The organism is Mycobacterium sp. 94-17, from assembly GCF_035617725.1.
Classification (GTDB): domain Bacteria; phylum Actinomycetota; class Actinomycetes; order Mycobacteriales; family Mycobacteriaceae; genus Mycobacterium.
The window spans coordinates 41526-68434 of sequence record NZ_JAPIYN010000029.1 but is presented as its reverse complement, the minus strand read 5'-3'; the positions used below and the strand labels follow the sequence as shown (position 1 = coordinate 68434).

27 protein-coding genes and 1 pseudogene are annotated in these 26909 nt (G+C 68.9%); 22 read left to right on the top strand and 6 right to left on the bottom strand.

Annotated features, from left to right (window positions below; translation table 11 throughout):
- From infB to OQ789_RS24195, 3 genes are all read left to right on the top strand, one after another.
- The coding region (gene infB / locus OQ789_RS24205) for a translation initiation factor IF-2 (protein WP_324688717.1) at positions 1 to 2111 on the top strand (2111 nt) is incomplete at its 5' end.
- 67 nt (positions 2112 to 2178) lie between these two features.
- Positions 2179 to 2667, top strand: a complete 489-nt coding sequence (gene rbfA, locus OQ789_RS24200) for a 30S ribosome-binding factor RbfA (RefSeq protein ID WP_324688716.1) — start codon at positions 2179 to 2181, stop codon at positions 2665 to 2667.
- Complete coding sequence (locus tag OQ789_RS24195) at positions 2642 to 3649, top strand: bifunctional oligoribonuclease/PAP phosphatase NrnA (RefSeq protein ID WP_324688715.1); 1008 nt, start codon at positions 2642 to 2644, stop codon at positions 3647 to 3649. The genes rbfA and OQ789_RS24195 overlap by 26 nt, the downstream gene beginning before the upstream one ends.
- A 6-nt stretch (positions 3650 to 3655) precedes the next feature.
- On the opposite strand, the gene OQ789_RS24190 is transcribed toward OQ789_RS24195, so the two are convergent.
- Together OQ789_RS24190 and OQ789_RS24185 are read right to left on the bottom strand one after the other, a co-directional pair.
- A complete protein-coding gene (locus OQ789_RS24190; protein WP_324688714.1) occupies positions 3656 to 4249 on the bottom strand; it encodes a hypothetical protein in 594 nt (197 codons plus the stop codon).
- Positions 4250 to 4307: 58 nt separating this feature from the next.
- The gene (locus tag OQ789_RS24185; RefSeq protein ID WP_324688713.1) at positions 4308 to 5057 is read right to left on the bottom strand and encodes an enoyl-CoA hydratase; all 750 of its coding nucleotides are present in this window, start codon (positions 5055 to 5057) and stop codon (positions 4308 to 4310) included.
- A gap of 101 nt (positions 5058 to 5158) precedes the next feature.
- On the opposite strand from OQ789_RS24185, the gene OQ789_RS24180 reads away from it, so the two are divergent.
- Positions 5159 to 5428, top strand: coding sequence for a DUF2277 family protein (locus OQ789_RS24180; RefSeq protein WP_324688712.1), 270 nt, complete (start codon positions 5159 to 5161; stop codon positions 5426 to 5428).
- Positions 5425 to 5985, top strand: coding sequence for a DUF1802 family protein (locus OQ789_RS24175; RefSeq protein WP_324688711.1), 561 nt, complete (start codon positions 5425 to 5427; stop codon positions 5983 to 5985). The genes OQ789_RS24180 and OQ789_RS24175 overlap by 4 nt, the downstream gene beginning before the upstream one ends.
- A 27-nt stretch (positions 5986 to 6012) precedes the next feature.
- Here the strand turns inward: OQ789_RS24175 and OQ789_RS24170 are convergent, their stop codons facing one another.
- On the bottom strand, positions 6013 to 6600 hold the full coding sequence (locus OQ789_RS24170; protein ID WP_324688710.1) for a DUF3558 domain-containing protein: 588 nt from the start codon (positions 6598 to 6600) through the stop codon (positions 6013 to 6015).
- Positions 6601 to 6753: 153 nt separating this feature from the next.
- Between OQ789_RS24170 and OQ789_RS24165 the strand changes: the two genes are divergently transcribed.
- From OQ789_RS24165 to OQ789_RS24140, 6 genes are all read left to right on the top strand, one after another.
- Positions 6754 to 7737 carry a metallophosphoesterase gene (locus OQ789_RS24165; protein ID WP_324688709.1) on the top strand — a complete coding sequence of 328 codons (984 nt, stop codon included), beginning with the start codon at positions 6754 to 6756 and terminating at the stop codon, positions 7735 to 7737.
- Positions 7734 to 8414: a 4'-phosphopantetheinyl transferase gene (locus OQ789_RS24160; protein ID WP_324688708.1), complete on the top strand. Its 681-nt coding sequence runs from the start codon at positions 7734 to 7736 to the stop codon at positions 8412 to 8414. Before OQ789_RS24165 ends, OQ789_RS24160 begins: the two co-directional genes overlap by 4 nt.
- Positions 8411 to 9334, top strand: coding sequence for a tRNA pseudouridine(55) synthase TruB (truB, locus tag OQ789_RS24155; RefSeq protein WP_324688707.1), 924 nt, complete (start codon positions 8411 to 8413; stop codon positions 9332 to 9334). Before OQ789_RS24160 ends, truB begins: the two co-directional genes overlap by 4 nt.
- Positions 9335 to 9447: 113 nt before the next feature.
- A complete protein-coding gene (locus tag OQ789_RS24150; protein WP_324688706.1) occupies positions 9448 to 10251 on the top strand; it encodes a crotonase/enoyl-CoA hydratase family protein in 804 nt (267 codons plus the stop codon).
- An 88-nt stretch (positions 10252 to 10339) separates the two neighbouring features.
- Positions 10340 to 11530, top strand: a complete 1191-nt coding sequence (locus OQ789_RS24145) for a lipid-transfer protein (protein ID WP_324688705.1) — start codon at positions 10340 to 10342, stop codon at positions 11528 to 11530.
- A 7-nt stretch (positions 11531 to 11537) separates the two neighbouring features.
- A complete protein-coding gene (locus tag OQ789_RS24140; RefSeq protein ID WP_324688704.1) occupies positions 11538 to 12797 on the top strand; it encodes an acyl-CoA dehydrogenase family protein in 1260 nt (419 codons plus the stop codon).
- A 94-nt stretch (positions 12798 to 12891) separates the two neighbouring features.
- Here OQ789_RS24140 and mntR read toward each other — a convergent pair whose 3' ends face one another.
- Positions 12892 to 13596: a manganese-binding transcriptional regulator MntR gene (gene mntR, locus OQ789_RS24135; RefSeq protein WP_324688703.1), complete on the bottom strand. Its 705-nt coding sequence runs from the start codon at positions 13594 to 13596 to the stop codon at positions 12892 to 12894.
- Between the two features lie 99 nt (positions 13597 to 13695).
- Here mntR and OQ789_RS24130 point away from each other — a divergent pair, with 99 nt between their 5' ends.
- From OQ789_RS24130 to OQ789_RS24110, 5 genes are all read left to right on the top strand, one after another.
- A complete protein-coding gene (locus OQ789_RS24130) occupies positions 13696 to 14667 on the top strand; it encodes a bifunctional riboflavin kinase/FAD synthetase (protein WP_324688702.1) in 972 nt (323 codons plus the stop codon).
- Between the two features lie 132 nt (positions 14668 to 14799).
- Positions 14800 to 15069 carry a 30S ribosomal protein S15 gene (gene rpsO / locus OQ789_RS24125; RefSeq protein ID WP_007775081.1) on the top strand — a complete coding sequence of 90 codons (270 nt, stop codon included), beginning with the start codon at positions 14800 to 14802 and terminating at the stop codon, positions 15067 to 15069.
- A 358-nt stretch (positions 15070 to 15427) separates the two neighbouring features.
- On the top strand, positions 15428 to 17692 hold the full coding sequence (locus OQ789_RS24120; RefSeq protein WP_324688701.1) for a polyribonucleotide nucleotidyltransferase: 2265 nt from the start codon (positions 15428 to 15430) through the stop codon (positions 17690 to 17692).
- On the top strand, positions 17670 to 19052 hold the full coding sequence (locus tag OQ789_RS24115; RefSeq protein ID WP_324688720.1) for a pitrilysin family protein: 1383 nt from the start codon (positions 17670 to 17672) through the stop codon (positions 19050 to 19052). Before OQ789_RS24120 ends, OQ789_RS24115 begins: the two co-directional genes overlap by 23 nt.
- Before the next feature lie 4 nt (positions 19053 to 19056).
- On the top strand, positions 19057 to 20082 hold the full coding sequence (locus tag OQ789_RS24110; RefSeq protein ID WP_324688700.1) for a nitronate monooxygenase: 1026 nt from the start codon (positions 19057 to 19059) through the stop codon (positions 20080 to 20082).
- Positions 20083 to 20088: 6 nt separating this feature from the next.
- Here OQ789_RS24110 and ald read toward each other — a convergent pair whose 3' ends face one another.
- Positions 20089 to 21204: an alanine dehydrogenase gene (gene ald / locus OQ789_RS24105; protein WP_324688699.1), complete on the bottom strand. Its 1116-nt coding sequence runs from the start codon at positions 21202 to 21204 to the stop codon at positions 20089 to 20091.
- A 90-nt stretch (positions 21205 to 21294) separates the two neighbouring features.
- On the opposite strand from ald, the gene OQ789_RS24100 reads away from it, so the two are divergent.
- The 6 genes and pseudogenes from OQ789_RS24100 (at position 21295) to OQ789_RS24080 (ending at position 26462) form a co-directional block, all read left to right on the top strand.
- Positions 21295 to 21756 (top strand): SRPBCC family protein, encoded by a 462-nt coding sequence (locus tag OQ789_RS24100; RefSeq protein WP_324688698.1) that lies wholly within the window; start codon positions 21295 to 21297, stop codon positions 21754 to 21756.
- A 24-nt stretch (positions 21757 to 21780) separates the two neighbouring features.
- Positions 21781 to 21948 (top strand): annotated as a pseudogene (locus tag OQ789_RS26070) (FAD-dependent oxidoreductase); the annotation flags it as partial.
- Positions 21949 to 22128: 180 nt separating this feature from the next.
- On the top strand, positions 22129 to 22578 hold the full coding sequence (locus tag OQ789_RS26065) for a hypothetical protein (protein WP_420716194.1): 450 nt from the start codon (positions 22129 to 22131) through the stop codon (positions 22576 to 22578).
- 108 nt (positions 22579 to 22686) lie between these two features.
- Positions 22687 to 23595, top strand: a complete 909-nt coding sequence (locus OQ789_RS24090; RefSeq protein ID WP_324688697.1) for a metal-dependent hydrolase — start codon at positions 22687 to 22689, stop codon at positions 23593 to 23595.
- Positions 23595 to 25376, top strand: a complete 1782-nt coding sequence (locus OQ789_RS24085; RefSeq protein WP_324688696.1) for an SDR family oxidoreductase — start codon at positions 23595 to 23597, stop codon at positions 25374 to 25376. Before OQ789_RS24090 ends, OQ789_RS24085 begins: the two co-directional genes overlap by 1 nt.
- A gap of 9 nt (positions 25377 to 25385) precedes the next feature.
- Positions 25386 to 26462 carry a PDR/VanB family oxidoreductase gene (locus tag OQ789_RS24080; RefSeq protein ID WP_324688695.1) on the top strand — a complete coding sequence of 359 codons (1077 nt, stop codon included), beginning with the start codon at positions 25386 to 25388 and terminating at the stop codon, positions 26460 to 26462.
- Here the strand turns inward: OQ789_RS24080 and OQ789_RS24075 are convergent.
- Positions 26449 to 26898: a GNAT family N-acetyltransferase gene (locus tag OQ789_RS24075; RefSeq protein WP_324688719.1), complete on the bottom strand. Its 450-nt coding sequence runs from the start codon at positions 26896 to 26898 to the stop codon at positions 26449 to 26451. The genes OQ789_RS24080 and OQ789_RS24075 overlap by 14 nt on opposite strands.
- Positions 26899 to 26909: the final 11 nt, after the last annotated feature.

Below are 26909 nucleotides of genomic sequence, written 5' to 3'. Positions count from 1 at the left end.
GCCGCCCGGCCCGGCCCGGCGCCCCGCGTCCCGGCGGTGGCCGCCCAGGTGCTCCCGGCGGCCGTGACGGTGGCGGCGGCAACTACCGCGGCGGTGGTGGTGGCGGCGTCGGTGCCCCGCCCGGCGGTGGCGGCGGATTCCGCGGCCGTCCCGGTGGCGGTGGCGGCGGTGGTCGTCCCGGCCAGCGCGGCGGTGCCGCGGGCGCGTTCGGCCGCCCGGGCGGTGCGCCCCGCCGCGGCCGCAAGTCGAAGCGGGCGAAACGCGCCGAATACGAGAACATGCAGGCGCCCGTCGTCGGCGGTGTGCGGTTGCCGCACGGCAACGGCGAGACGATCCGGCTGGCGCGCGGCGCGTCGCTGAGCGACTTCGCCGACAAGATCAACGCCAACCCCGCCTCGCTGGTGCAGGCGCTGTTCAACCTCGGCGAGATGGTCACCGCCACCCAGTCGGTCGGCGACGAGACGCTCGAGCTGCTGGGCAGCGAGATGAACTACGTCGTCCAGGTCGTCAGCCCCGAGGACGAGGACCGCGAACTGCTGGAGTCCTTCGACCTGAGCTACGGCGAGGACGAGGGCGGCGAGGAAGACCTGCAGACCCGGCCCCCGGTGGTGACCGTGATGGGTCACGTCGACCACGGTAAGACGCGGCTGCTGGACACCATCCGTAACGCCAGCGTGCGCGAGGCCGAGGCGGGTGGCATCACCCAGCACATCGGCGCCTACCAGGTGACGGTCGAACACGATGGCGTCGAACGGCCGATCACCTTCATCGACACCCCGGGTCACGAGGCGTTCACCGCCATGCGTGCCCGCGGCGCGAAGGCCACCGACATCGCCATCCTGGTGGTCGCCGCCGACGACGGTGTCATGCCGCAGACGGTGGAGGCCATCAACCACGCCCAGGCGGCCGACGTGCCGATCGTGGTGGCGGTCAACAAGATCGACGTCGAGGGAGCCGACCCGGCCAAGATCCGCGGGCAGCTCACCGAATACGGCTTGGTGGCCGAGGACTTCGGTGGCGACACCATGTTCGTCGACATCTCGGCCAAGCAGGGCACCAACATCGAGCAACTGCTCGAGGCGGTGCTGCTGACCGCGGATGCGGCCCTGGACCTGCGGGCCAACCCCGACATGGAGGCCCAGGGTGTGGCGATCGAGGCGCACCTGGACCGCGGTCGCGGGCCGGTCGCCACGGTGCTGGTGCAGCGCGGCACGCTGCGAGTCGGCGACTCGGTGGTCGCCGGCGACGCCTACGGCCGGGTGCGCCGCATGGTCGACGAGCACGGCGACGACGTCGAAGAGGCGCTGCCGTCGCGGCCCGTGCAGGTCATCGGGTTCACCTCGGTGCCAGGCGCGGGCGACAACCTGTTGGTCGTCGACGAGGACCGCATCGCACGCCAGATCGCCGACAAGCGCAGTGCCCGCAAGCGCAACGCGCTGGCGGCGCGTTCCCGCAAGCGGATCAGCCTGGAGGACCTGGACTCGGCGCTGAAGGAAACCAGCCAGCTGAATCTGATTCTGAAGGGCGACAACGCCGGTACGGTCGAGGCGCTGGAGGAGGCCCTGATGGGTATCCAGGTGGACGACGAGGTGGCGCTGCGCGTCATCGACCGCGGGGTCGGTGGCATCACCGAGACCAACGTCAACCTGGCCTCGGCGTCGGACGCGATCATCATCGGCTTCAACGTGCGAGCCGAGGGCAAGGCCACCGAGCTGGCCAACCGCGAGGGCGTGGAGATCCGCTACTACTCGGTGATCTACCAGGCGATCGACGAGATCGAGAAGGCCCTGCGCGGCATGCTCAAGCCGATCTACGAGGAGAACCAGCTGGGCCGCGCCGAGATCCGCGCGATCTTCCGGTCCTCCAAGGTCGGCATCATCGCGGGTTGCATGATCAGCAGCGGCATCGTGCGCCGCAATGCCAAGGCCCGGTTGCTGCGGGACAACATCGTGGTGACCGACAACCTCTCGATCACCTCGTTGCGACGGGAGAAGGACGACGTGACCGAGGTCCGCGAGGGCTTCGAGTGCGGTATGACGCTGGGTTACTCCGACCTCAAAGAGGGCGACATCATCGAGTCCTACGAGTTGGTCCAGAAGGAACGCACCTGACCACCTCCGCCGGTGCAGAACGCCGAGGATGCAGAACGAAGTGATGAGGAGGAGGCGGTGAGTAGACATGCCTGACCCGGCCAGGGCGCGCCGGTTGGCCAAACGGATCAACACGATCGTCGCCTCGGCGATCGAGTTCGAGATCAAGGATCCAGGGCTGGAGGGCGTCACCATCGTCGACGCCAAAGTCACCGCCGATCTGCACGATGCGACGGTGTTCTACACCGTGATGGGACGCACGCTCGAGGACGAGCCGGACTACGCCGCCGCGGCGGACGCCCTGGAACGGGCCAAGGGCGCGCTGCGCACCATGGTCGGGGCCGGCACCGGTGTGCGCTTCACCCCCACGTTGACGTTCACCCGCGACACCACGTCGGACAACGTGCAGCGGATGGACGAGTTGCTGGCGCGGGCGCGCGCCGCGGACGCAGATCTGGCGCGGGTTCGTTCGGGCGCCAAGCCGGCTGGGGAGGCCGATCCATACCGGGAGAGCGGATCGGGCGTGGAGCCCGCCTTCGACGGGAGCATCGGTGACGACGACCAACACGAACACTGAATTGGGCGGCTCCGGGTTCGGGGCCCGCGTCGACGCCGCGGGCGCGGTCGCATTGCTGGCGGGCGCCGAGTCCGTCGCGGTGATCGCACACGTGCATCCCGACGCCGACACCATCGGCGCCGGGCTGGCGCTGGGCCTGGTGCTGGACAAGTGCGGCAAGCGGGTCGAGGTCAGCTTCGCCGAACCCGCGGGGCTGCCCGAGTCGCTGGCGTCGCTGCCCGGCTGCCGGCTGCTGGTCCGTCCGGAGGCGCTGCGCCGCGACGTCGATCTGGTTGTCACCGTTGACGTTCCGAGCGTCAAGCGGCTGGGCGCGTTGAGCGACTTCGCCGTCGCCGCCGGCGAGATGCTGGTGATCGACCACCACGCCTCCAACGACGTCTTCGGCACCGCCAATTTCGTTGACGTGTCGGCTGATTCGACCACGATGATGATCGCCGACATTCTCGACGCCTGGGGTAAGCCCATCGACGCCGATGTCGCGCACTGCATCTACGCCGGCCTGACCACCGATACCGGTTCGTTCCGCTGGGCCAGTGGGCGCGCCCTGCGCCTGGCCGCCCGGCTGGTGGACGTCGGCGTCGACAACGCCGCGATCAGCCGGACCCTGATGGACAGCCACCCGTTCGGCTGGCTGCCCCTGCTGTCGCGGGTGCTGGCCTCGGCCCGGCTGCTGTCGGACGCGGCCGGCGGCCGCGGGCTGGTCTACGCGGTGGTCGGCAATCAGGACTGGACCAGTTCGCGCCCCGAGGAAGTCGAGAGCATCGTCGACATCGTGCGGACCACCCAGCAGGCCGAGGTGGCCGCGGTGTTCAAGGAGGTGGCGCCGCAGCAGTGGTCGGTGTCCATGCGGGCCAAGGCCGACGTGGACCTGACGTCGGTGGCGTCTGCCTTCGGCGGCGGTGGACACCGGCTGGCGGCCGGCTACTCGACCAGCGGGTCGATCGACGACGTGGTGGCGTCGCTGCACACCGCCCTGAGTTAGAACGTCCTAGAACGCCCAGCTTCCCGAGCGCTGTACGACGAATCCGTGGTCACCGCTCGTGGTGTCCAGGCAGGCGACGAGGGCGTCGGGGCCCACCGCGCAGGTGACGTTGAGGTAGGTCAGCTTCTGGCCCGATCCCAGCGCCTTGCCGCCCGCCGGCAGCGACGGCGGGTTGCCGTCGCACCCGGCGTACGACATGCGGGTCAGCTGATAGCCCGGCCCCTTGAAGTCCACCGAACCCACCACGCAGTCGCCGGGCCGTGGGCGCCCGCCGGGGAAGGGGACGTCGTCCATCCCGAACATGTCGCCCTTGCACTTGATGTCCTGCGACGGTTGCGGCACGGGCGGCGGCCCACCGTAGAAGTCGCAGACCAGGGCGGACCCGGCGGAGAAACTGACCCGCGGTGCGCCGCCCGGCGCGCCGGAGCCCAGGTATCCCTCGGCCGGGACGGCGGTGAAGGAGTCGAGGTTGGGAAATCCGGGTGGCGGCAGCGCGCTTGCGTGCGGCACGGACCCCGCGATCGCCGACGCCATGCCCGACGCGAGGGCCAGCGCCGGCCCGCCCAGCATCCGCAGGGCGATTCCAACGACCGTATGCATCAGCTGATCGTATGGCGTGGGCCGGATCGCCGGGAGCGGACCGGCGCAGATCCGGGCGTCAACGCACCTGCGAGCGTCCGCGCTGCAGCACGGCCTCCCGGTTGGCGGCGATGTCGTCGCCGCTGGTCCGGAACTGGCGGGCCGCCGCCGCCTCCTGCCACAGCCCCGCGCCGGTCTGCGCGTCGTCGATGCGGTGATACGACGCCAGCAGCGCCCGCACCGCGTCCTGGTTGTTCCCGACGATCGACGCCGCGACGGCCCGGGCCGCGCTTAGCAACTGGTCGTGCGGCACCACCTCCGTCACCAGCCCGGCGCGCAGCGCGTCGGCGGCGGACAGATAATCCCCGGTCATGCTCATCCGCCGGGCCAGCCCGACCCCGACCTTCTGCGGCAACCGCACGCTCAGACCCCAGGTGGGCAGCAAACCCACCCGGGCGTGCGTGTCGGCGAACCGGGCGTTCTCCGAGGCGATCAGGATGTCGCAGTACAACGCCAGCTCGAGGCCGCCGGTCACCGCGGCGCCGTTGATCGCGCCGATCACCGGCTTGGTCAGGGCCGGCCAGCGCGGCGAGATGTCGGGCAGCGCCGAGGAGCCGCCCAGTTCCTTGAGGTCCAGCCCCGCGCAGAACACCGGATCGGCGCCGGTGACGATGACGACGTCGACACCATCATCGGTTTCGGCATCGGCCAGTGCGCCGAAGAAGCGGTCCCGCAACGCTGACGACAGCGCGTTGCGGGACTGGGGCCGGTTGAGCGTCAGGGTGCGCACTCGTTCGTCGGTGTCGATCAGCAGGATCTCGTCAGCCATCAGGTCACCGTAGCCAGTCGCCCGAGGCCCCTCTCGGCCGCCTTGGCGGCGGCGGAACCGTCGGGAAGCGGCGGCGGCGGGCAGCGCTTATCGTGGAAAAGATGTGCCGGAATATCACCGAACTGCGCGGTCTGCAGCCAGCGGCCACCGCCGAGGAAATCGCGGCGGCGGCCCGGCAATACGTGCGCAAGGTCAGCGGCATCACCCACCCCTCGGCGGCCAATGTCGCCGCATTCGAGGCGGCGGTTGCCGAGGTCACCGAGACGACGGCGCGGCTGCTGGGGCAGCTGCCACCGCGGCGCCAGCCGCCCAAGTCGGTCCCGCCGTTGCGACGGCCCGAGGTGCTGGCGCGCACGGCTGGCTCGAAATGACCGCCGTTACAACGGTTCCCGCGCTCAAGGAATGGAGCGCCGCGGTGCATGCGCTGCTGGACGGCCGCCAGCGGGTGTTGCTGCGCAAGGGCGGCATCGGGGAGAAGCGATTCGAACTGGCCGCGCGCGAATTCCTGTTGTTCCCGACGGTCGCGCACAGCCACGCCGAGCGGGTGCGCGCCGAGTATCGGGACCTGCTTGCACCGGCGGCCGCCGACTGCACCGACGAGGAGCTGGTGATCCGGGCCGCCGCGAAAGTGGTTGCGGCGGTACCGGTTGAGCGCCCGGACGGCCTTGCGGCCATCGAGGACCTGCACATCTGGACCGCCGACTCGGTGCGCGCCGACCGGCTCGATTTTCGTCCCAGGCACAAGCTGGCCGTGCTGGTGGTGTCGGTGATCCCGCTGGCCGAGCCGGTCCGGCTGACCCGGACCGCGGACTACGGCGGCTGCAAGAGCTGGGTTGAGCTGCCGATGCAGGCGCTGCTGCGCGAACCCGTTCACGACCAAGCGAACCTGGCCGCCGTCGCCGCCCGGGTCCGCGCCGCCGTCGGCTGAGACAGCGGCCGGGGCCGTCGAGCGGAATCAGAACTTGTAATAGGGCACGAGGTCGTTGGCGCGCTGCAGGTTGGTCTGCATGCAGTCGACCTCGGGGTTGGAGTAGACGGTCGAGTAGTACAGCGCCTGCTGCAGCACCCCGTAGCTGGTCTTGAACACGACCATGCAGGAGTAGAACCAGTAGCTGTTGTGGTAGGTCGGCTTGAGCACCCAGTATTGCGCGGCGCGATGGCCCGCGATCGTCGTCTCCACCGCATCGGCGGGCAGCGACTGCTCGTAGGTGCGCCAGATGATCGGCTCGACGGCCACCTGGTAGTTCCCGGCGTCGAAGTGGCAGCGCAGCCCGTCTTCGTGTTCGGGCGGTGTGAAGCCCAGGCCGAGCCGCTGGATGACATCGAACGGGATGTCCTCGCACGCGTCGAACGGGCGCGGATCGGTGGTCGCGACGATCGGGCTCTTCATGGTGGTTTCCAGCGGCTGGGCGGTCGACCTCAGCTCGACGGACCGGTCGGCGCCACTCGTCCCGGCCGGGGCGGTCACCACGCCCACCGTGCCGCCGATGGCCGCTGTGAGCAGCGCGCCCAGCGCCCCCATCAGACGAACATTGGCGAACACGACACCCCCTGACGCCCCAGCGGTCCTTTGGGGGGAGTGTACAAGTCCGGTCTGCGACGCCACAGCCAAACCTGAACTTGTTCTAACTTGCCCGCCCGCGGCGCCAACTGCCGCCCATCGCACGGCCCCGCCGGGGCCGGGTCGTTAGGGTGGATGATCGTGGCTGGGCATACATCAGGGCAGGAATCGACCGGCGGTGGGCAACCGACACTGTGGGCGGTGTCCGACCTGCATACCGGTCACCTCGGCAACAAGCCGGTCACCGAGTCGCTGCATCCCTCGTCGCCGGATGACTGGCTGATCGTCGCCGGCGATGTCGCCGAACGCACCGACGAGATTCGTTGGGCGCTTGACCTGCTGCGACGGCGCTTCGCCAAGGTGATCTGGGTGCCGGGAAACCACGAGCTGTGGACCACCACCCGCGACCCGGTGCAGGTTTTCGGCAAGAAACGCTATGACTACCTGGTCAACATGTGCGACGAGATGGGCGTCGTCACGCCCGAGCACCCGTTCCCGGTGTGGACCGAGCGCGGCGGCCCGGCCACGATCGTGCCGATGTTCCTGCTCTACGACTACAGCTTCTTGCCCGAGGGGGCCTTGAGCAAAGCCGAGGGCCTGGCGATCGCGCGCGAACGCAACGTGGTGGCCACCGACGAGTTCCTGCTCTCCCCGGAGCCGTATCCCACCCGCGAGGCGTGGTGCCGCGAGCGTCTCCAGGTCACCCGTGCCCGCCTCGAAGAGCTGGACTGGATGACGCCGACCGTCCTGGTGAACCACTTCCCCTTGGTCCGCGACCCCTGCGACGCGCTGTTCTATCCGGAGTTCTCGCTGTGGTGCGGGACCACCAAGACCGCCGACTGGCACACCCGCTACAACGCCGTCTGCTCGGTCTACGGCCACCTGCATATCCCGCGCACCACCTGGTACGACGACGTGCGCTTCGAGGAAGTGTCGGTGGGCTATCCGCGCGAGTGGCGCCGCCGCAGGCCGCCAAGCTGGCTGCGCCAGGTGCTGCCGGATCCGAAGTATGCCCCGGGCGACCTCAACGACTTCGGTGGCCACTTCGAGATCACCCCCGAGATGCGGCGGCAGGCCACGCAGTTCCGGGAACGGTTGCGGCAGCGGCAATCACGATGACTTCAGGCATCCTGGTTTCTTCGGTCTTGCCGGTGGCCGACGGCCTAGCCTACTCCGAGTTGTATTCCGACCCGCCCGACCTCGCGCCGCTGCCCGAAGAGGAGCCGCTGATCGCCAGGTCGGTGGCCAAGCGGCGCAACGAGTTCATCACCGTCCGGCACTGCGCGCGCATCGCGCTGGGCGAGCTCGGCCTGCCGCCGGTGCCGATCCTCAAGGGCGAGAAGGGTGAACCCTGCTGGCCCGACGGCGTGGTGGGCAGCCTCACCCACTGCACGGGCTATCGGGGTGCGGTGGTGGGCCGCACCGAGGCGGTGCGCTCGGTGGGCATCGACGCCGAACCACACGACGTGCTGCCCGAGGGCGTGCTGAACGCGATCAGTCTGCCGGCCGAACGCAACGAAATCCCCGCCAACCTGTCGGGCGATCTGCACTGGGACCGAATCTTGTTCTGCGCCAAGGAGGCAACGTACAAGGCCTGGTTCCCGCTGACCAAACGGTGGCTGGGCTTCGAGGACGCCCACATCGCGTTCGAGGCCGACGGTCCCGGGGCGGCGACCGGCGGCTTCGTGTCGCGGATCCTGATCGATCCGCAGGCGCTGTCCGGCCCGCCCCTGACCGAGCTGCGCGGCCGGTGGTCGGTGCAGCGCGGACTGGTGCTCACCGCCATCGTGTTATGAGCGAAAGCCCTTGTGGGCCGGGGATTGTCGTCGTCGACAAGCCGTCCGGGATGACCAGTCACGACGTGGTCGGCCGCTGTCGCCGGATCTTTGCCACCCGCCGGGTGGGCCACGCGGGAACGCTGGACCCGATGGCCACGGGCGTGCTGGTGATCGGCGTCGAACGCGCCACCAAGATCCTGGGCCTGTTGACCGCGACCGCCAAGTCCTACACCGCCACCATCCGGCTGGGCCAGAGCACGTCCACCGACGATGCCGAAGGCGAACTGGTGCAACGCGTCTCGGCGCGGCACCTGACGGGCGAGGCGATCGAGTCCGCCGTGGGCGGGCTGCGGGGCGACATCGATCAGGTGCCGTCGACGGTCAGCGCCATCAAGATCGACGGCAAGCGCGCCTACCGGCTGGTCCGCGAGGGCCAGACCGTCGAGCTCAAGGCCCGGCCGGTGCGCATCGACCGCTTCGAGGTGTGCGACGTCCGGCGCGGACCCGATGTTGTGGATCTCGATGTGGTGGATCTCGATGTCGAGGTCGACTGCTCGTCGGGAACCTACATCCGCGCCCTGGCCCGCGATGTCGGCGCCGCGCTGGGGGTGGGCGGGCACCTGACGGCGTTGCGGCGAGTCCGCGTCGGGCGCTTCGGGCTCGATCAGGCGTACCCGCTCGACGAACTGGCGCAGCGCCCGGGGCTCAGCTACAGCCTGGACGAGGCCTGCCTGTTGACCTTCCCGCGCCGCGACCTGTCCGCCGGGGAAGCCGAGGCGACCGGCCACGGCCGGCCGCTACCACCGGCGGGTATCGACGGCGTCTACGCCGCCTGCGACCCCGACGGCCGGGTGATGGCGCTGCTGCGCGACGAGGACGCGCGGACCAAGTCGGTCGTGGTGATCCGCCCGGCGACGATGCAGGACGGGACGTCGTGAGGAGGAGGCGGGCCATCCGATCCCGCCCGGCGACGATGCAGGACGGGACGTCGTGAGGAGGAGGCGGGCCATCCGATCCCGCCCGGCGACGCTGGCGCGGTAAGTTCCCACGCGTGAGCGAAGACAGAGTTCGGTTGGCTGTCGCGGCCGGTGGCATAGCTACGGTGACGATGGTGCGCAGCGACAAGCACAATGCGCTTGACCAAGCCATGTTCGAGGGCCTGATGAATGCCGCAGCGCAACTGGCAGAGAACAATTCGGTTCGTGCAGTCGTGCTGCACGGCGAGGGGAAGAGCTTCTGCTCGGGCCTGGACATTGCGAGCTTCATGTCCGGACAGGGCGGCACGGGCGTCCTGTTGGAACGCGACGCCGACCGACCGGCCAACTTCGCGCAGCGGGTGGCCTACGACTGGTCCCTGGTTCCGGCGCCGGTCATCGCCGCGATTCACGGAAATTGCTTCGGCGGCGGGCTGCAGATCGCGCTGGGCGCCGACATCCGGATCGCCGCACCGGACGCGAAGCTGTCCATCATGGAGGTCAAGTGGGGACTGGTTCCCGACATGGGCATCACGCAGTCACTCCCGCGACTGGTACGCGTCGACGTTGCGAAGGAGTTGACCTTCAGCGGCCGCATTGTGCCTGGCAGCGAGGCTTTGGCGCTCGGACTGGTCACTCGAACCAGTGATGATCCGCTGGCCTCGGCGCTGGCACTCGCGGGCGAGATCGCGCGGAGATCTCCCGATGCCGTCCGTGCCGCCAAGCGTCTCTACGACGAAACCTGGGTCAGCAATGACGCCGCTGCCGCGCTCGAGCGCGAATCCGAGCTGCAAGCCGGGCTGATTGGCAAGCCCAACCAGCTCGCCGCCGTGGTGGCCGGAATGTCGGGGGAGAAGCCGGTCTTCGTCGACCCGGCTTGACCGGCAGGGTTTCCAGCGACCGAGCCCGCACGGCTAAGCTCCCGACTAGACAGGTGTCAACTCGCCCACATCTCCGGAAGGCCCGAGTATGTCCAATAAGGTTTACGTCGTCGGCGTTGGCATGACCAAGTTCGAGAAGCCCGGGCGCCGTGAGGGCTGGGACTATCCCGATATGGCCAGGGAATCGGGAACCAACGCGCTCGCGGACGCCGGCATCGACTACCGCGAGGTCCAGCAGGGCTACGTCGGCTACGTCGCCGGCGATTCGACGTCGGGCCAGCGGGCCCTCTACGAGCTGGGCATGACCGGCATCCCGGTGGTCAACGTCAACAACAACTGCTCGACGGGCTCGACGGCCCTGTTCCTGGCGGCCCAGGCCATCCGCGGCGGCATCGTCGACTGCGCGATCGCGCTCGGCTTCGAGAAGATGCAGCCCGGCTCGCTCGGCGGTGGTGCGCAGGACCGCGAATCGCCGATGGGCAGGCACGTCAAGGCGATGGCCGACATCGACGAGTTCGCGATGCCCGTCGCGCCGTGGATGTTCGGCGCCGCCGGGCGTGAGCACATGAGGCAATACGGCAGCACCGCAGAGCATTTCGCCAAGGTCGGCTACAAGAACCACAAGCACTCGGTCAACAACCCGTTCGCCCAGTTCCAGGAGTCCTACACGCTCGACGACATCCTGGCGGCACGGATGATTTCCGACCCGCTGACCAAGCTGCAGTGTTCGCCCACCTCGGACGGATCGGGTGCGGCCATCTTGGCCTCGGAAGGCTTCGTCGACAGCCACGACCTCGCCGGCCAGGCGGTGGAGATCGTCGGGCAGGCCATGACCACCGACTTCGCGTCGACGTTCGACGGAAGCGCGAAGAACCTCATCGGCTACGACATGAATGTTCAAGCCGCACAACAGGTCTACGGCCAATCGGGGCTCGGTCCGCAGGACTTCCAGGTGATCGAGCTGCACGACTGCTTCTCGGCCAACGAGCTGTTGCTCTACGAAGCCCTCGGTCTGTGCGGTCCGGGTGAGGCGCCGAAGCTGATCGACAACAACGACACCACCTATGGTGGGCGCTGGGTGGTCAACCCGTCCGGCGGCCTGATCTCCAAGGGGCACCCGCTGGGCGCGACCGGGCTGGCGCAGTGCGCGGAGCTGACCTGGCAGCTGCGCGGGACGGCCGATCAGCGTCAGGTCGAAAACGTCAGCGCCGCGCTGCAACACAACATCGGACTGGGCGGGGCGGCCGTGGTTACCGCCTATCGGCGCGCCGAGCGTTAAGGGCGCCATGATCGAGTGGTCCGACACCGACCTGATGGTCGCGGACGCCGTTCGGCAGTTCGTGGACAAAGAGATCCGCCCGCATGTGGACGCACTGGAGACCGGCGAGATGTCGCCGTATCCGATCGCGCGCAAGCTGTTCAGCCAGTTCGGCCTCGACACCATGGCCGCCGAGGCGGTCAAGAAGATGCTGGACCGCGAGCGGGCCGGACTCGACGGCGCCCCCGCCGAGGACACCGACGAAAATCACGATGCCTCAGGCGGTTTCGGCGGCGCAGCGCAGGGGTCGATGATCGCGGTGCTGGTCTCCGAAATCGCCCGGGTCAGCATCGGGTTGCTCAGCACCGCGTCGGTGAGCCTGGGCCTGGGCGCGGCGACCATCATGAGCCGCGGGACGCTGGCGCAGAAGGAACGCTGGCTGCCCGAGCTGATGACGCTGGAAAAGATTGCGGCGTGGGCCATCACGGAGCCGGACTCGGGCTCGGATGCGTTCGGCGGCATGAAAACTTTCGTCAGGCGCGACGGCGAGGATTACATCCTCAACGGGCAGAAGACGTTCATCACCAACGGGCCGTGCGCCGACGTGCTGGTCGTGTACGCCAAACTCGATGAGGGTGACGCGGGTCAGGACAAGCGCAGCCGGCCGGTTCTGGTCTTCGTGCTCGACGCCGGCATGCCGGGCCTCACGCAGGGCAAGCCGTTCAAGAAGATGGGCATGATGTCCTCGCCGACGGGTGAGCTGTTCTTCGACAACGTGCGGCTGAGCCCGGACCGGCTGCTCGGCGAGAGCGAACAGCACACCGACGGCGACGGCCGCGACAGCGCGCGCGCCAATTTCTCGGCCGAACGGATCGGCATCGCGATGATGGCGCTGGGCATCATCAACGAATGCCACCGGCTGTGCGTGGATTACGCCAAGACCCGCACATTGTGGGGCAAGAACATCGGGCAGTTCCAGCTGATCCAGCTCAAGCTGGCCAAGATGGAGATCGCCCGAATGAATGTGCAGAACATGGTCTTTCACACCATCGAGCGCCAGCAGGCCGGCAAGCCGCTGACACTGGCCGAGGCCTCGGCGATCAAGCTGTACTCGTCGGAGGCGGCCACCGACGTGGCGATGGAGGCCGTCCAACTGTTCGGCGGCAACGGATATATGGCCGAGTACCGGGTGGAGCAGCTGGCCCGCGACGCCAAGTCGCTGATGATCTACGCGGGCAGCAACGAGGTCCAGGTCACCCACATCGCCAAGGGTCTGCTGTCGGGGTAACGCCCTGCTGTTGCGCCGAGCGTGCACTCAGGGCGAAAAAATCTGCCCCCGAAAATCTCGCCGTGAATGCACGCTCGGCGAAAGACCTGAGCGGTCAGGCGATCACCCAAATGGCGCGGGCGGCGGGACTGCCCAGGTCGACCGTCGTCTCGGCGCCGTCGCCGGAGGCGATCGCGACCGAGATCATGCCGGCGAATTCGCGCCGGGTCAGGACCCGCAGCCGGGAGTCGAGATTGATGCCGACGTCGGTGAAGTAGCGCAGCATCTCGGGGTCGGCGTCGGAGATGCGCGCCACCGTCCCGGTGTCCCCGTCGTCGCACGCCCACAGCTGGCGGGCCGGCGGGGTGGGCACCTGCCCGTCCGAAGCGGGAATCGGGTCACCGTGCGGGTCGCGCTGCGGGAACCCCAGCTTGGCGTCGATGCGGGCCACCAGCCGGTCGGACACCGCGTGCTCGAGCACCTCGGCCTCGTCGTGCACCTCGTCCCAGGCGTAGCCGAGCTCGTTGACCAGGAAGGTCTCCAACAGCCGGTGGCGGCGCACCATCTCCAGCGCCGCCCGGCGGCCCGCCTCGGTCAGCGTCACCGCGCCGTACTTCTCGTGGTCGACGAGGCCCTGCTCGGCAAGCTTGCGGATCGATTCGGAGGCGGTGCTGGCCGACACCCCGATCTTCTCGGCGAGCATCTTGGTGCTGACCTTGTGCGGTGCGTCTTTGGGTGACCACTCCTGGGCGTTCCAGATGACCTTGAGGTAATCCTGGCCGACGGCGGTGATACCGCCACGCTCTTCGTCAGCCTTCACATCGAGAAGTTTAGGCAACCCACGCCTGATCCGGTGCGTTCCCCGACGCCGCGCCGGTGTATCTCCCGGCGGACCACTCGGCGCCGTAGGCTTGCGGGCGTGCAGCGGTGGCGCGGCCAAGACGAGATTCCCACGGACTGGGGCAGGTGTGTGCTCACCATCGGCGTGTTCGATGGGGTGCACCGCGGCCACGCGGAGCTGATCGCGCATGCGGTGAAGGCGGCGCGGGCCCGCAACGTCCCGACGGTGTTGATGACGTTCGACCCGCACCCGATGGAGGTGGTCTACCCGGGCAGCCATCCCGCGCAGTTGACCACGTTGACCCGGCGCGCCGAACTGGCCGAAGAGCTCGGCATCGACGTCTTCCTGGTGATGCCGTTCACCACCGACTTCATGAAGCTCACACCGGAGCGCTACGTCCACGAGTTGCTGGTGGAGAACCTGCACGTCGTCGAGGTCGTGGTGGGGGAGAACTTCACCTTCGGCAAGAAGGCGGCAGGCACCGTCGACACCCTGCGCAAGGCGGGTGAGCGGTTCGGGTTCTCGGTCGAGTCGATGTCGCTGCTGTCCGAGCATCACAGCAACGAGACGGTGACGTTCTCGTCCACCTACATCCGGTCCTGCGTGGACGCCGGCGACGTGGTGGCGGCCACCGAGGCGCTGGGCCGCCCGCACCGCGTCGAGGGTGTCGTCGTGCGCGGGCACGGGCGCGGCGCCGAACTCGGCTATCCCACCGCGAACGTGGCGCCCCCGATGTACTCGGCGATCCCCGCCGACGGCGTGTACGCCGCCTGGTTCACGGTCCTGGGCCACGGACCGGTGACCGGCACCGTCGTGCCCGGTGAGCGCTACCAGGCGGCGGTGTCCGTCGGGACCAACCCGACCTTCTCCGGGCGCACCCGCACCGTCGAGGCGTTCGTGCTGGACACCACCGCCGATCTCTATGGCCAGCATGTCGCCCTGGATTTCGTCGCCCGCATCCGCGGTCAGCGCAAGTTCGACTCGGCCAAGGAACTCGTCGTCGCGATGGGCAAGGACACCGACAAGGCGCGCACCCTGCTGACCGAGTAGTGGCCCGGCGACGATTCGAGTTCGCCGCCCCGTCGCTGCTAAACTGCCGGACGACATCGGCGCGTGCTGCGGTTCGCGGTGGCCGCGCCGTCGCACATTCACCATTCGCGGACCGATTGATGGAGATAGTTCGTGGCGCTGACAGCCGAGCAGAAAAAAGAAATCCTGGGCAACTACGGCCTGCATGGCACCGACACCGGTTCCCCGGAGGCGCAGGTCGCCCTGCTGACCAAGCGGATCGCCGACCTGACCGAGCACCTGAAGGTGCACAAGCACGACCACCACTCGCGGCGCGGGCTGCTGCTGCTGGTGGGACGGCGGCGCCGGCTGCTTAAGTACGTCGCTCAGATCGACGTCGAGCGGTACCGTTCGCTGGTCGAGCGGTTGGGCCTGCGTCGCTGACGCTCCGCCCCGGGGCCCGTGCAGATTTTTCGGGCAATATGGCGGGCCGAGCCGGCCCGTGTAGAGTGAGGACGTTCTGGGCCGGTTCGGCCCGAGCAAATGGTGCGGTCACGCAGATCCGCGTGTGCCGTTCCAGCGTGTCACTACGCACGTTCGAGGGAGCAGCCAGTCTGCATCGGACGGTCTTCGGTAGTGGCTGCCGGGCTCTCCGGATCTGGGGCAGGTCGGCCGCTTCGATCGATGGCCGTAGCCGTATTCAGACTCAGCGCCTCCCGCGGGTGACCCGCGGCCGTCAGGCCTGCGGTTCGCGCGTGGCCACGCGAAACAGCTGAATACAAGAGAGGCCGTACGGACGTCTATGTCTGTCGCTGAAATTGAAGAGGGCGTGTTCGAGGCGACCGCCACCATCGACAACGGGAGCTTGGGCACCCGCACCATTCGTTTCGAGACCGGCCGCCTGGCCCAGCAGGCCGCCGGCGCCGTCGTCGCGTACCTCGACGACGAGAACATGCTGTTGTCGGCGACCACCGCCAGCAAGAGCCCCAAGGAGCACTTCGACTTCTTCCCGCTGACCGTCGATGTCGAGGAGCGGATGTATGCCGCCGGTCGCATCCCCGGTTCGTTCTTCCGTCGCGAGGGTCGCCCCTCCACCGACGCGATCCTGACCTGCCGGCTCATCGACCGGCCGCTGCGGCCGTCGTTCGTCTCCGGGCTACGCAACGAAATCCAGGTCGTGGTGACCATCCTGAGCCTGGACCCCAACGACCTGTACGACGTGCTCGCGATCAACGCCGCGTCGGCCTCCACCCAGCTGAGCGGTCTGCCGTTCTCCGGCCCCATCGGGGGCGTGCGGGTAGCGCTGATCGACGGCACCTGGGTGGCGTTCCCGACCGTCGAACAGCTCGAGCGGGCCGTGTTCGACATGGTGGTGGCCGGCCGCAAGGTGGATAGCCCCAACGGTTCCGATGTCGCGATCATGATGGTCGAGGCCGAGGCCACCGACAAGGTCATCGAGCTCGTCGAGGGCGGCGCCCAGGCGCCGACGGAAACCGTTGTGGCCGAGGGACTCGAGGCCGCCAAGCCGTTCATCTCGGCGCTGTGCACCGCGCAGCAGGAACTCGCCGACAAGGCCGCGAAGCCGACCGGTGAATTCCCGACGTTCCCCGACTACGGCGACGACGTCTACTACTCGGTGGCCTCGGTGGCCACCGACGAGCTGGCGAAGGCGCTGACCATCGGCGGCAAGGCCGAGCGCGACGCCCGCACCGACGAGCTGAAAGCGGAAGTGCTGGCGCGGCTCACCGGAGACTCCGGGACCTACGAGGGCCGCGAGAAAGAGGTCAGCGCCGCGTACCGGTCACTGACCAAAAAGCTGGTGCGGCAACGCATTTTGACCGACCACTTCCGTATCGACGGACGCGGCATCACCGACATCCGCGCGTTGTCGGCCGAGGTCGCCGTGGTGCCGCGGGCGCACGGCAGCGCGCTGTTCCAGCGCGGCGAGACCCAGATCCTGGGTGTGACGACGCTCGACATGGTCAAGATGTCCCAGCAGATCGACTCGCTGGGACCGGAGACCACGAAACGCTATATGCACCACTACAACTTCCCGCCGTTCTCCACCGGCGAGACCGGCCGGGTGGGCTCGCCCAAGCGGCGTGAGATCGGGCACGGCGCGCTGGCCGAGCGCGCCCTGATTCCGGTGCTGCCCGGCATCGAGGATTTCCCGTACGCCATCCGTCAGGTGTCCGAGGCGCTGGGCTCCAACGGCTCGACATCGATGGGCTCCGTCTGTGCCTCCACCCTGTCGCTGCTGAATGCCGGTGTGCCGCTGAAAGCTCCGGTCGCCGGCATCGCAATGGGTCTGGTGTCCGATGAGGTCGACGGCGAGACTCGTTACGTCACGCTGACCGACATCCTGGGCGCCGAGGACGCGTTCGGCGACATGGACTTCAAGTGCGCAGGCACCAAGGACTTCGTCACCGCGCTACAGCTGGACACCAAGCTCGACGGCATTCCGTCGCAGGTGCTGGCGGCGGCGCTGGGGCAGGCCAAGGATGCGCGGCTGACCATCCTGGAGGTCATGGCCGAGGCGATCGACGCGCCCGACGAGATGAGCCCGTACGCGCCGCGGGTCACCACCATCAAGGTTCCGGTGGACAAGATCGGCGAGGTCATCGGGCCCAAGGGCAAGGTGATCAACGGGATCACCGAGGAGACCGGCGCGCAGATCTCCATCGAGGACGACGGCACCGTGTTCGTCGGCGCCACCGACGGTCCGTCCGCGCAGGCCGCGATCGACCGGATCAACGCGATCGCGAACCCGCAGCTGCCGACGGTCGGCGAGCGGTTCCTCGGAACCGTGGTCAAGACAACGGATTTCGGCGCGTTCGTGTCGCTGCTGCCCGGCCGTGACGGCCTGGTGCACATCTCCAAGCTCGGTAAGGGCAAGCGGATCGCCAAGGTCGAGGACGTGGTGAACGTCGGCGACAAGCTGCGCGTCGAGATCGCCGACATCGACAAGCGCGGCAAGATTTCGTTGGTTTTGGTGGAGGAAGACAACTCGGCTCCGGTCGATGCTCCGGCCGCCGCCCCTGCCGATGCCGCAACGGCGAGCAGCTGACCCGCCGGCCGGGACGCGTCCCGGCCGGACCGGCGCCCTGCGCCGGGGCAAGGCCGCCGAAGCGGACTCGGCACCCGAGGCCGCGCTGCGGCGCACCACGCTGCCGGGCGGCCTGCGGGTGGTCACCGAATACCTGCCGTCGGTGCGGTCCGCCTCGGTCGGGGTCTGGGTCGGGGTCGGCTCGCGCGACGAGGGTGCCACCGTGGCCGGCGCCGCGCACTTCCTCGAGCATCTGCTGTTCAAGTCGACCCCCGGCCGCACCGCGGTGGACATCGCGCAGTCGATGGACGCCGTCGGGGGAGAGCTGAACGCGTTCACCGCCAAGGAACACACCTGCTACTACGCGCACGTGCTCGACAGCGATCTGGCGCTGGCCGTCGACCTGGTCGCAGACGTGGTGCTCAACGGATGCTGCGCGGCCAACGACGTCGAGCTGGAGCGCGACGTGGTCCTCGAAGAGATCGCGATGCGCGACGACGACCCCGAGGACGCGCTGGGCGACATGTTCCTGAGCGCGCTCTTCGGTGATCATCCGGTGGGTCGCCCCGTCATCGGGACGGCGCGGTCGGTGGCGTCGATGACACGTCACCAGCTGCACTCGTTCCACGTTCGGCGCTACACGCCGGAACGCATGGTGGTGGCGGTGGCCGGCAACGTCGACCACGACCGCGTGGTCGCGTTGGTGCGTGAGCACTTCGGGCCGCACCTGGTCCGCGGGCGCGAACCCATCGCGCCGCGCAAGGGTGCCGGACGGGTCACCGGCCGCCCCGCTCTGCTGCTGGGCAACCGGGATGCCGAGCAGGCCCATGTGTCGCTGGGCGTCCGCACGCCCGGTCGCGGCTGGCAGCACCGCTGGGCGCTGTCGGTGCTCAACACCGCGCTGGGCGGCGGCCTGAGTTCGCGGTTGTTCCAACAGGTTCGGGAGCTGCGCGGGCTGGCCTACTCGGTGTACTCGACGGTGGACGTCTTCGCCGACAGCGGCGCGCTGTCGGTGTATGCCGCCTGCCAGCCCGAACGTTTCACCGAGGTGATGGCGGTGACCAGCGACGTGCTCGACGCGGTGGCGCGCGACGGCATCAGCGAGTCGGAATGCCGCATCGCCAAGGGATCGTTGCGCGGCGGTCTGGTGCTCGGGCTGGAGGACTCCGGCTCGCGGATGAGCCGGCTGGGTCGCAGCGAGTTGAATTACGGCAAACACCACAGCATCGAACACACCCTGCGACAGATCGATCAGGTGACCGTCGACGAGGTCAACGCGGTGGCCCACCGGCTGCTGGGGCAGCGCTACGGCGCTGCGGTTTTGGGCCCCTATGCCACCAAACGGTCACTGCCCCAACGACTTCGGGCGATGGTAAGTTAGCCTGATGGTACTGGGCTTTTGGGACATCGCGGTGCCCATCGTGGGCGCACCCATGGCCGGCGGGCCCGGGACTCCCGCGCTGGCCGCGGCGGTGTCCAACGCGGGTGGGCTCGGTTTCGTCCCCGGCGGCCACCGCAGCGCCGAGCGGTTCGCCGACGACATCGCCACCGCGCGCAAGGCCACCACCGGCCCGCTCGGGGTGAATCTGTTCGTGCCCCAGCCCAGCGTCGCCGACTGGGTGGCCCTGCACTACTACGCGGCCGAGCTCGAGGAAATCGCCGAGCATTACCAGGTCGAGGTCGGTCACCCGCAGTACGGCGACGACGACGAGTGGGAGCAGAAGCTCGAGGTGGTGGCCGACATGCGGCCCGAGCTGGTGTCCTTCACCTTCGGCGTGCCGCCGCCCGACGTGATCCGGCGGCTGGGCGCGCTGGGCCTGCTGGTGATGGTCACCGTGACCTCCGCCTACGAGGCGGGAGTGGCCATCGCCGCCGGCGCGGACAGTCTGGTGGCGCAGGGGCCCGCCGCCGGCGGGCACTGCGGCACGTTCGCACCGGACATGGAACCGGCCAACGAGTCGCTGCACCAGCTCATCGACCGCATCCGCCACGCCCATGACGTCCCGATCATCGCGGCGGGCGGGCTGGGCACCGCCGACGAGGTCGGCGCCGCGCTGCGCAGGGGAGCGGTGGCGGCCCAGGTCGGCACCGCGCTGCTGCTCGCCGACGAGGCCGGCACCAACGCCGCGCACCGCGTCGCCCTGAAGAACCCGCTGTTCGCCACCACCGTTGTGACGCGGGCGTTCTCGGGCCGCTACGCCCGCGGACTGGAAAACGACTTCACCCGCATGCTCGATCACGTTGCGCCGCTGGGCTACCCCGAGGTCAATCAGATGACCTCGCCGATCCGGGAGGCGGCCGCGGCCGTCGAGGATCCCAACGGGATGGCCCTGTGGGCCGGGACGTCGTTCAAGCACGCGTGCGCAGGCCCGGCGGCCGACATCATCGCCGGTCTCGCGGCCACCGGTTAGCGCGCCTCAGCACAGCACGGCGACGGGGTCGGTGAACGGCAGGCCGAGGTCGGTGGCCACCTGTTCGGACAGCAGTGCGCCGTCATGCGTCGAAAGACCTTTGGCCAGAGCATGATCCGAGCGGCACGCTGCCTGCCAGCCGCGGTCGGCCAGCACGAGCGCGTAGGGCATGGTCGCGTTGGTCAGCGCGACCGTGGACGTCTTGGGCACCGCGCTGGGCATGTTCGCCACGCAGTAGAACACCGTCTCGTGCACCGTGAAGGTGGGGTCGTCGTGCGTGGTCGGCCTGGAGTCCTCGAAGCAGCCGCCCTGGTCGATCGAGATGTCCACCAGCACCGCACCCGGTTTCATCTGTGAGACAAGGGAATTCGAGATCAGGTTCGGGGCCTTCGCGCCGGGCAGCAGCACGGCGCCGATCACCAGGTCGGCGCGCTTGACGGTGCCCTCCAGGTCGTAGGCCGACGAGTAGCGGGTGCGTACCTGGCCGCCGAACTCCGCGTCGAGCAGCCGGAGCTTGTTGATGTTGACGTCGAGCACCGTGACCGACGCCCCCATGCCGTCGGCGACCCGCGCCGCGTTGTAGCCCGCGGTCCCCGCACCCACCACCACGACGTCGGCGGGCTTGACGCCGGGCACGCCGCCCATCAGCACCCCGCGCCCGCCGTGGGTGCGCATCAGGTGGTAGGCCCCCACCTGAGCGGACAGCCGGCCGGCGACCTCGCTCATGGGCGCGAGCAACGGCAGGGCGCCGTCGGCGCTCTGCACGGTCTCGTAGGCGATCGACGTCGTTCGGGATGCCAGCAGCGCCTCGGTGCACGAACGCGAGGCGGCAAGGTGCAGATAGGTGAACAGGATCTGGTTGCGCCGCAACAGATCATATTCGGCCGGCACCGGTTCTTTGACCTTGAGCAGCAGGTCCGCCACCGCCCAGATCTGTTCGGCCGTGTCGGCCAGTTGGGCACCCGCCGCCTTGAACTCGGCGTCGCTGATCGCCGACCCTTCCCCGGCGCCGGTCTGCACGAGCACGTCGTGGCCGCGGCGGGTCAGTTCGGCGACGCCGGCCGGGGTTATGGCCACCCGAAACTCGTTGGTCTTGGTCTCGGTCGGTATGCCGACTCGCATGATCGCCCCTCGGTTGCCGGTTCACATTCAAGTGTGAAGAAAGTTCGTCAGGGGCGCAAAAGCTGGGTGTTTGCTGGCTATGATCGCCGAATGACCGACCCGTGCGTGCAGGCCAGCGTGCAGATCGATGCCCGGCCCGACCTGGTTTACCGGCTCATCACCGACCTGCCCACGCTGGCCGGGCTGGCCGAGGAGGCGGTGGCGATGCAGTGGCGCAAGGGCGACGCGGCGCGCCCCGGCGCGGTGTTCGCCGGCCACAACCAGAACGGCAGCCGGCGCTGGAGCACCAAGTGCACGGTCACCGACGCGGAACCGGGCCATCGTTTCGCGTTCGACGTGCGCTACACCGGCTTGCCGGTCGCCCGCTGGCAATACGACATCGTCGCGGCCGGCGGCGGATGTGAGGTCACCGAGAGCACCTGGGACCGCCGGCCCGGGTGGTTCCGCAAGGTCGCGGGCAAGGCCACCGGCGTGAGCGATCGGGCGGCCGCCAACGCCGAGCACATCCGCCTCACCCTGCAGCGGCTCAAGCAGCGCGCCGAGACCGAGTAGCCGGCGAACCACCGGAGTGTCCCCATGACGCGACGCGATCCCGCGGTAGCAGTCATCGGAGCCGGAATGTCCGGGCTGTGCCTCGCAATTGCTCTGCTGCGCAGCGGTATAACCGGTGTGACCATCTACGAGAAGGCCGACGAGGTGGGCGGAACCAGCGCGACAACACCTAGCCGGGTCTGGTCTGCGACATCCCCTCGCGCATCTACCAGTACAGCATCGCCAGGAATCCCGACTGGTCGCACCTGTTCTCACCCGGCGGCGAGGTCCAGGCCTATTTCCGCGACGGCGCCGACCCCTACGCGTTGCGCGACCGGATCCGCTTCGGCCACCGGCGTGCTGCGCCACCCGCGACTCCCTTCCATCCCGGGCTTGGATGCCTTCGGCGGCAACGTTTTTCACTCGGCACGCTGGACCACGGCGTCGACGTGCGGGCGCGTCACGTCGCGGGCCTACCAAACCGTTGCGCTGTCCGGCTTTCCGAACTTTTTCATGATGCTGGGCCCGCACAGCCCGGTGGGAAACCTGGCTCTGACGACAGTGGCCGAATCGCAGGCCGGCCACATCGTCGGGTGGATCGAGCGCTGGCGCCGGCGCGAATTCGGCACGGTCGAACCCACGGCCGCCGCGGCCGAGCGCTTCAACGCCAAGCTGCGCGCCGCGATGCCGGACACCGCGTGGACCACCGGCTGCAACAGCTGGTACCTCAACAAGGACGGCGTGCCCGAGGTGTGGCCTCTCACGCCCGGCGAACACCGCCGCATGCCGGCGCACCCCGATCCCGCCCAAGACGACCTGCGACCCAGCGTCGCGGCCGGCTGAGCGCCGGCGGAAAAGAACCCGGTACCGGCGGTTTCGCATATCCGCTCGGCTACCTATACTTGGGACGCGCGTCCCTCAGGGCGCTCAACGCCGAGGCAGGGGGCATGAATGCTGACCGTCGACAATCAGGCAGTGGGTCCACATGACGCCTCGCTCGACCATGAGCGACTGGTGCTCGAGGCCCGCGACGTGGACTTCGACTGGACGCAGCTGCCGTTCCATTACGTGCCGGGCGAGCCGTTTGCCACCCATGTCCTCAACGTGCTGCACCTGCTGCTTCCGGCGGGGGAAGAGTTCTTCGTCGAGGTGTTCAAGCAGACGCTGCCGTTGATCAAAGACGACCAGCTGCGCCTCGACGTCCAGGGCTTCATCGGCCAGGAGGCGGTGCATTCGCAGGCGCACGCGGGCGTGCTCGCCCACTTCGCCGCGCGCGATATCGACCTGACCCCCTACACCGACCAGGTCAGGTGGCTGTTCGACAAGCTGCTGGGGCCCCGGCCCGACTGGAGCCGGCGCCGCCGGCAGAACTGGCTGCTCGAGCAGGTCTCGCTCGTCGCCGCCATCGAGCACTACACCGCCATCCTGGGGGAGTGGATTCTCGACTCGCCGGCCCACGACAAGATCGGCACCGATCCCGTGATGCTGGACATGCTGCGCTGGCACGGCGCCGAGGAGGTCGAGCACAAGGCGGTCGCGTTCGACACCATGAAGCACCTGCAGGCCGGTTACTGGCGGCGGGTGCGCGCCCAGCTCGTCGTGTCGCCGGTCATGCTGCTGCTGTGGATCCGCGGCGTGCGGTTCATGTACTCGCTGGATCCCCAGCTCCCGCCGCGCACCAGGCCGCGGTGGCGCTATTACTTCGCCGCGGCGCGCCGCGGTTTGGTGCCCGGGCCGCTGCGCTTCGTCCGGGCGATCGGCAACTACTACCGCCCGGGCTTTCACCCCTCGCAGCTCGGCGGGCTGGAACAAGCCGTCGACTACCTGGCCATCTCACCCGCCGCGCGCGCCTCGCACTGATGACCGTCACTTCGACCCCCGCTTCGACCGTCACTGCGACCCTGAGCGCGAGCGACGGCGTCACGCTGGCCGTGCACCGCTACACCGACATCGACCCGGCGCGGCCAACCATCCTGGCAATTCACGGCTTTCCGGACAACCACCATGTCTGGGACGGTGTGGCCGGCGAGCTGTCGGGCAAGCCCTACAACCTGGTGGCCTATGACGTGCGCGGAGCCGGTGAATCCTCTTGTCCTACAAACAGATCCGGGTATCAGTTCGCGCAGCTGGTCGCCGACATCGGTGTGGTGATCGACAGCCTGGGCGTGGGGCGGGTGCACCTGCTGGCCCATGACTGGGGGTCGATTCAGGCCTGGGCGGCCGTCACCGACGACTCGGTGATGGGCAAGGTCGCGTCCTTCACCTCGATCTCGGGCCCGCACCTGAACTATGCGGGCGCATTCCTGCGGTCGGCACGCACGCCGCGGGCCGCGGCCCAGGTGATCCGGCAACTGATCTCGTCGGGCTACATCGGCTTCTTCTTGTGCCCGGGCGTGCCGGAAGTGTCGTTTCGCTCCAGGATCGGCGTGAAAGTCGTTGAGACTCTTGAGCGTATCGGTCGCTCCAGCACGCGCAGCCAGCGCCACGACACCGCCCGCTCGGTCACCGACTATGTGCACGGGCTCAACCTGTATCGGCAGAACATGCCGGCGCCCATGCTGGCGCCGGGAGGCCGGCTGCCCGAGACCACGGTGCCGGTCCAAACCGTGGTGCCGCGCCGCGACATCTTCGTCACGCCCGCGCTGCAGCGGTTCACCGGTGCGATTCCTGCCGGCGGCAGGGTGATCGAGATCGAGGGCGGGCACTGGGTGGTGACGTCGCGTCCGGACGTGGTCGGGCGGCTGACCACCGAATGGGTCGATCGCAATGTCGACGGCGCGCCAGCGGCCGGGTCGGCCGAGGTGCGCGGCGAGCGGCGCGAGGTGCGCGGCAAACTCGCGCTGGTCACCGGCGCCGGCGCCGGAATCGGCCGGGCCACGGCGGCGGAGCTGGCCCGCCACGGCGCCCGCAAGGTCGTGCTCGTCGATCGAGATGTGGCCGGCGCCAAGGAAACCGCGGACGCCGTGCGCGCCGCGTGTGCCGAGGCCGCGGTATACCAGGTCGATGTCAGGGACGAGGCCGCCGTCAACGATCTTGCGGCGCAGGTGCTTAGCGAGCACGGCGTGGTTGACATCCTGGTCAACAACGCCGGCATCGGGATGGCGGGCCGATTCCTGGAGACCAGCTCGGCAAACTGGGAAGACATCCTGGGCGTCAACGTCCGCGGTGTCATCTCGGGCAGCAGAGCGTTCGGGGCGCAGATGGTCGAGCGCGGCGAGGGCGGAACGATCATTAACGTGGCGTCGGCGGCGGCCTACCTGCCGTCGAAATCCATGGTCGCCTACAGCACCACCAAGGCAGCGGTGCTGGCGCTCAGCGAGTCATTGCGGGCCGACTTCGCCGACGAGGGAATCAGCGTCACGGCGGTGTGCCCTGGATTCGTCAACACCAACATCGCGAAGAGCACGATCTACGCCGGGATGAGCGCGGATCAGCAGGAGCGGGCGCGGGCCAAGGCCGATGCCGCCTACCGGCGCCGCAACTTCACCCCCGAAGCGACCGCCAAGGCGATCGTCAAGTCCGTCAAGACAGCTCCGGCCGTGTTGCCGATCGCCGCGGAGTCGCGGATCGGCTATGCGTTGCGGCGCATCAGCCCGAGAATGGTTCGGCGGTTCGCGCGCATGGACATTCGGCAGAAGTAGGGGACTGGGATGCCGGAGAGCGTTTGGGCCAGCAGGCCTCCCGACCTCTACGGGCGGCGCGACCACGACCGCTTCGGGTCCGTGCTGTGGGGCGTGCGGGGGGTATTCGAGGGCTTCGCCTCCATCTCGCGCTGGTCGCCGTCCAGGGTGCGGCCGGTGCAGCGCCAGCTGACCGCGGTGGTGACCAAGCGCGAGCTCGTCGCGCCGGACGTGGTCGCGTTGACCCTGGCGGACCCCGACGGCGGCCTGCTTCCGTCCTGGACGCCCGGCGGCCACATCGACATCGTGTTGCCGTCGGGCCGGCGCCGCCAGTATTCGCTGTGCGGCGCGCCCGGGCGGCGCACCGACTACCGCATCGCCATCCGCCGGATCGCCGACGGCGGAGGCGGATCCATCGAGATGCACGAAGCATTCGACGTGGGCGACACGCTGTCATTCGAAGGCCCGCGCAATGCGTTCTACCTCGGCACCTCCGAGCGGCAGGTGCTGTTCGTGATCGGCGGTATCGGGGTGACGCCCATCCTGCCGATGATCCGGGTCGCCGCGCAGCGCGGAATCGATTGGCGTGCAATCTATGCCGGTCGCAGCCGCGAATACATGCCGCTGCTCGACGAGGTCGTGTCGCTGGGGCCGGACCGGGTGACGGTGTGGGCCGACGACGAACACGACCGGTTCGCGACCGTGGCGGAGCTGCTCGACGGCGCGGGGCCGGCGACCGCCGTCTACGTCTGCGGCCCGAGCGCGATGCTGGAGGCTGTGCGCATCGCCCGCAACGAACACGCCAGTGCGCCACTGCATTACGAGCGATTCAGTCCGGCGCCCGTCGTCGATGGGGTGCCGTTCGAGTTGGAGCTCGCACGATCGGGGCAGGTGCTCGCGGTTCCGGCGAATCGGACCGCGCTCGAGGTCATGCTGGATCGCGACCTAACCACCCCGTACTCGTGCCGGCAGGGATTCTGCGGGACGTGCCGGGTCAAAGTGCTTGGCGGACAAGTGGATCACCGCGGCCGCACCGCGCCGGGAGACGATGGGATGCTGGTGTGTGTCTCGCGTGCCGATGGCGGGCGGGTGGTCATCGACGCCTGAGGCGGTAGCCCAGGTGGGGTACCTTGAGGCCGGGTACCGGCTCCCACTCCAGGGTGCGCCCGTCGAGGTGAAAGTCGTTCTTCTCGTAGAAGCGCCGGGCGACGCCGTTGGCCTGCGCGCACCACAGGGCGACGTCACCGCGCGGGTCGGAGTCCAGAACGTGTGCGAGCAGCAGACGGCCGATGCCATGTCGCTGGCTGGCCTGAACGATGTAGAGCGCATCGAGTTGGATTCGCTCCGGGTCGTCGGGGTCCGGCCCGAAGATCGTCATGCCGCACGGCTGCCCGCCGGCCTCGGCGATCCACATCCGCCATCCCGGGCGGCGCAGGTTCCGGGGGTAGAGCAGCATGGCCCAGCGCTGCGGTGACGTGAGCGTGTCGAGGACCTCCGTCGGCAGCACGCCGGACCAGGATTGCCGCCACACCGAATAGTGCATCGCGGCCACGG

Excerpts from the sequence above, each read along its gene's own strand:
- OQ789_RS24160 (WP_324688708.1), top strand. The coding sequence starts at position 7,734 with ATGACTTCAGGCATCCTGGTTTCTTCGGTCTTGCCGGTGGCCGACGGC.
- OQ789_RS24115 (WP_324688720.1), top strand. The coding sequence starts at position 17,670 with ATGCCGCAACGGCGAGCAGCTGACCCGCCGGCCGGGACGCGTCCCGGC.
- OQ789_RS24120 (WP_324688701.1), top strand. The coding sequence starts at position 15,428 with ATGTCTGTCGCTGAAATTGAAGAGGGCGTGTTCGAGGCGACCGCCACC.
- OQ789_RS24185 (WP_324688713.1), bottom strand. The coding sequence starts at position 5,057 with ATGGCTGACGAGATCCTGCTGATCGACACCGACGAACGAGTGCGCACC.
- OQ789_RS24075 (WP_324688719.1), bottom strand. The coding sequence starts at position 26,898 with ATGCACTATTCGGTGTGGCGGCAATCCTGGTCCGGCGTGCTGCCGACG.
- rbfA (WP_324688716.1), top strand. The coding sequence starts at position 2,179 with ATGCCTGACCCGGCCAGGGCGCGCCGGTTGGCCAAACGGATCAACACG.
- OQ789_RS24175 (WP_324688711.1), top strand. The coding sequence starts at position 5,425 with ATGACCGCCGTTACAACGGTTCCCGCGCTCAAGGAATGGAGCGCCGCG.
- OQ789_RS24190 (WP_324688714.1), bottom strand. The coding sequence starts at position 4,249 with ATGCATACGGTCGTTGGAATCGCCCTGCGGATGCTGGGCGGGCCGGCG.
- OQ789_RS24085 (WP_324688696.1), top strand. The coding sequence starts at position 23,595 with ATGACCGTCACTTCGACCCCCGCTTCGACCGTCACTGCGACCCTGAGC.
- ald (WP_324688699.1), bottom strand. The coding sequence starts at position 21,204 with ATGCGAGTCGGCATACCGACCGAGACCAAGACCAACGAGTTTCGGGTG.
- OQ789_RS24180 (WP_324688712.1), top strand. The coding sequence starts at position 5,159 with ATGTGCCGGAATATCACCGAACTGCGCGGTCTGCAGCCAGCGGCCACC.
- OQ789_RS24140 (WP_324688704.1), top strand. The coding sequence starts at position 11,538 with ATGATCGAGTGGTCCGACACCGACCTGATGGTCGCGGACGCCGTTCGG.
- truB (WP_324688707.1), top strand. The coding sequence starts at position 8,411 with ATGAGCGAAAGCCCTTGTGGGCCGGGGATTGTCGTCGTCGACAAGCCG.
- OQ789_RS24100 (WP_324688698.1), top strand. The coding sequence starts at position 21,295 with ATGACCGACCCGTGCGTGCAGGCCAGCGTGCAGATCGATGCCCGGCCC.
- OQ789_RS24090 (WP_324688697.1), top strand. The coding sequence starts at position 22,687 with ATGCTGACCGTCGACAATCAGGCAGTGGGTCCACATGACGCCTCGCTC.
- OQ789_RS24080 (WP_324688695.1), top strand. The coding sequence starts at position 25,386 with ATGCCGGAGAGCGTTTGGGCCAGCAGGCCTCCCGACCTCTACGGGCGG.
- OQ789_RS24165 (WP_324688709.1), top strand. The coding sequence starts at position 6,754 with ATGATCGTGGCTGGGCATACATCAGGGCAGGAATCGACCGGCGGTGGG.
- OQ789_RS24145 (WP_324688705.1), top strand. The coding sequence starts at position 10,340 with ATGTCCAATAAGGTTTACGTCGTCGGCGTTGGCATGACCAAGTTCGAG.
- OQ789_RS24110 (WP_324688700.1), top strand. The coding sequence starts at position 19,057 with ATGGTACTGGGCTTTTGGGACATCGCGGTGCCCATCGTGGGCGCACCC.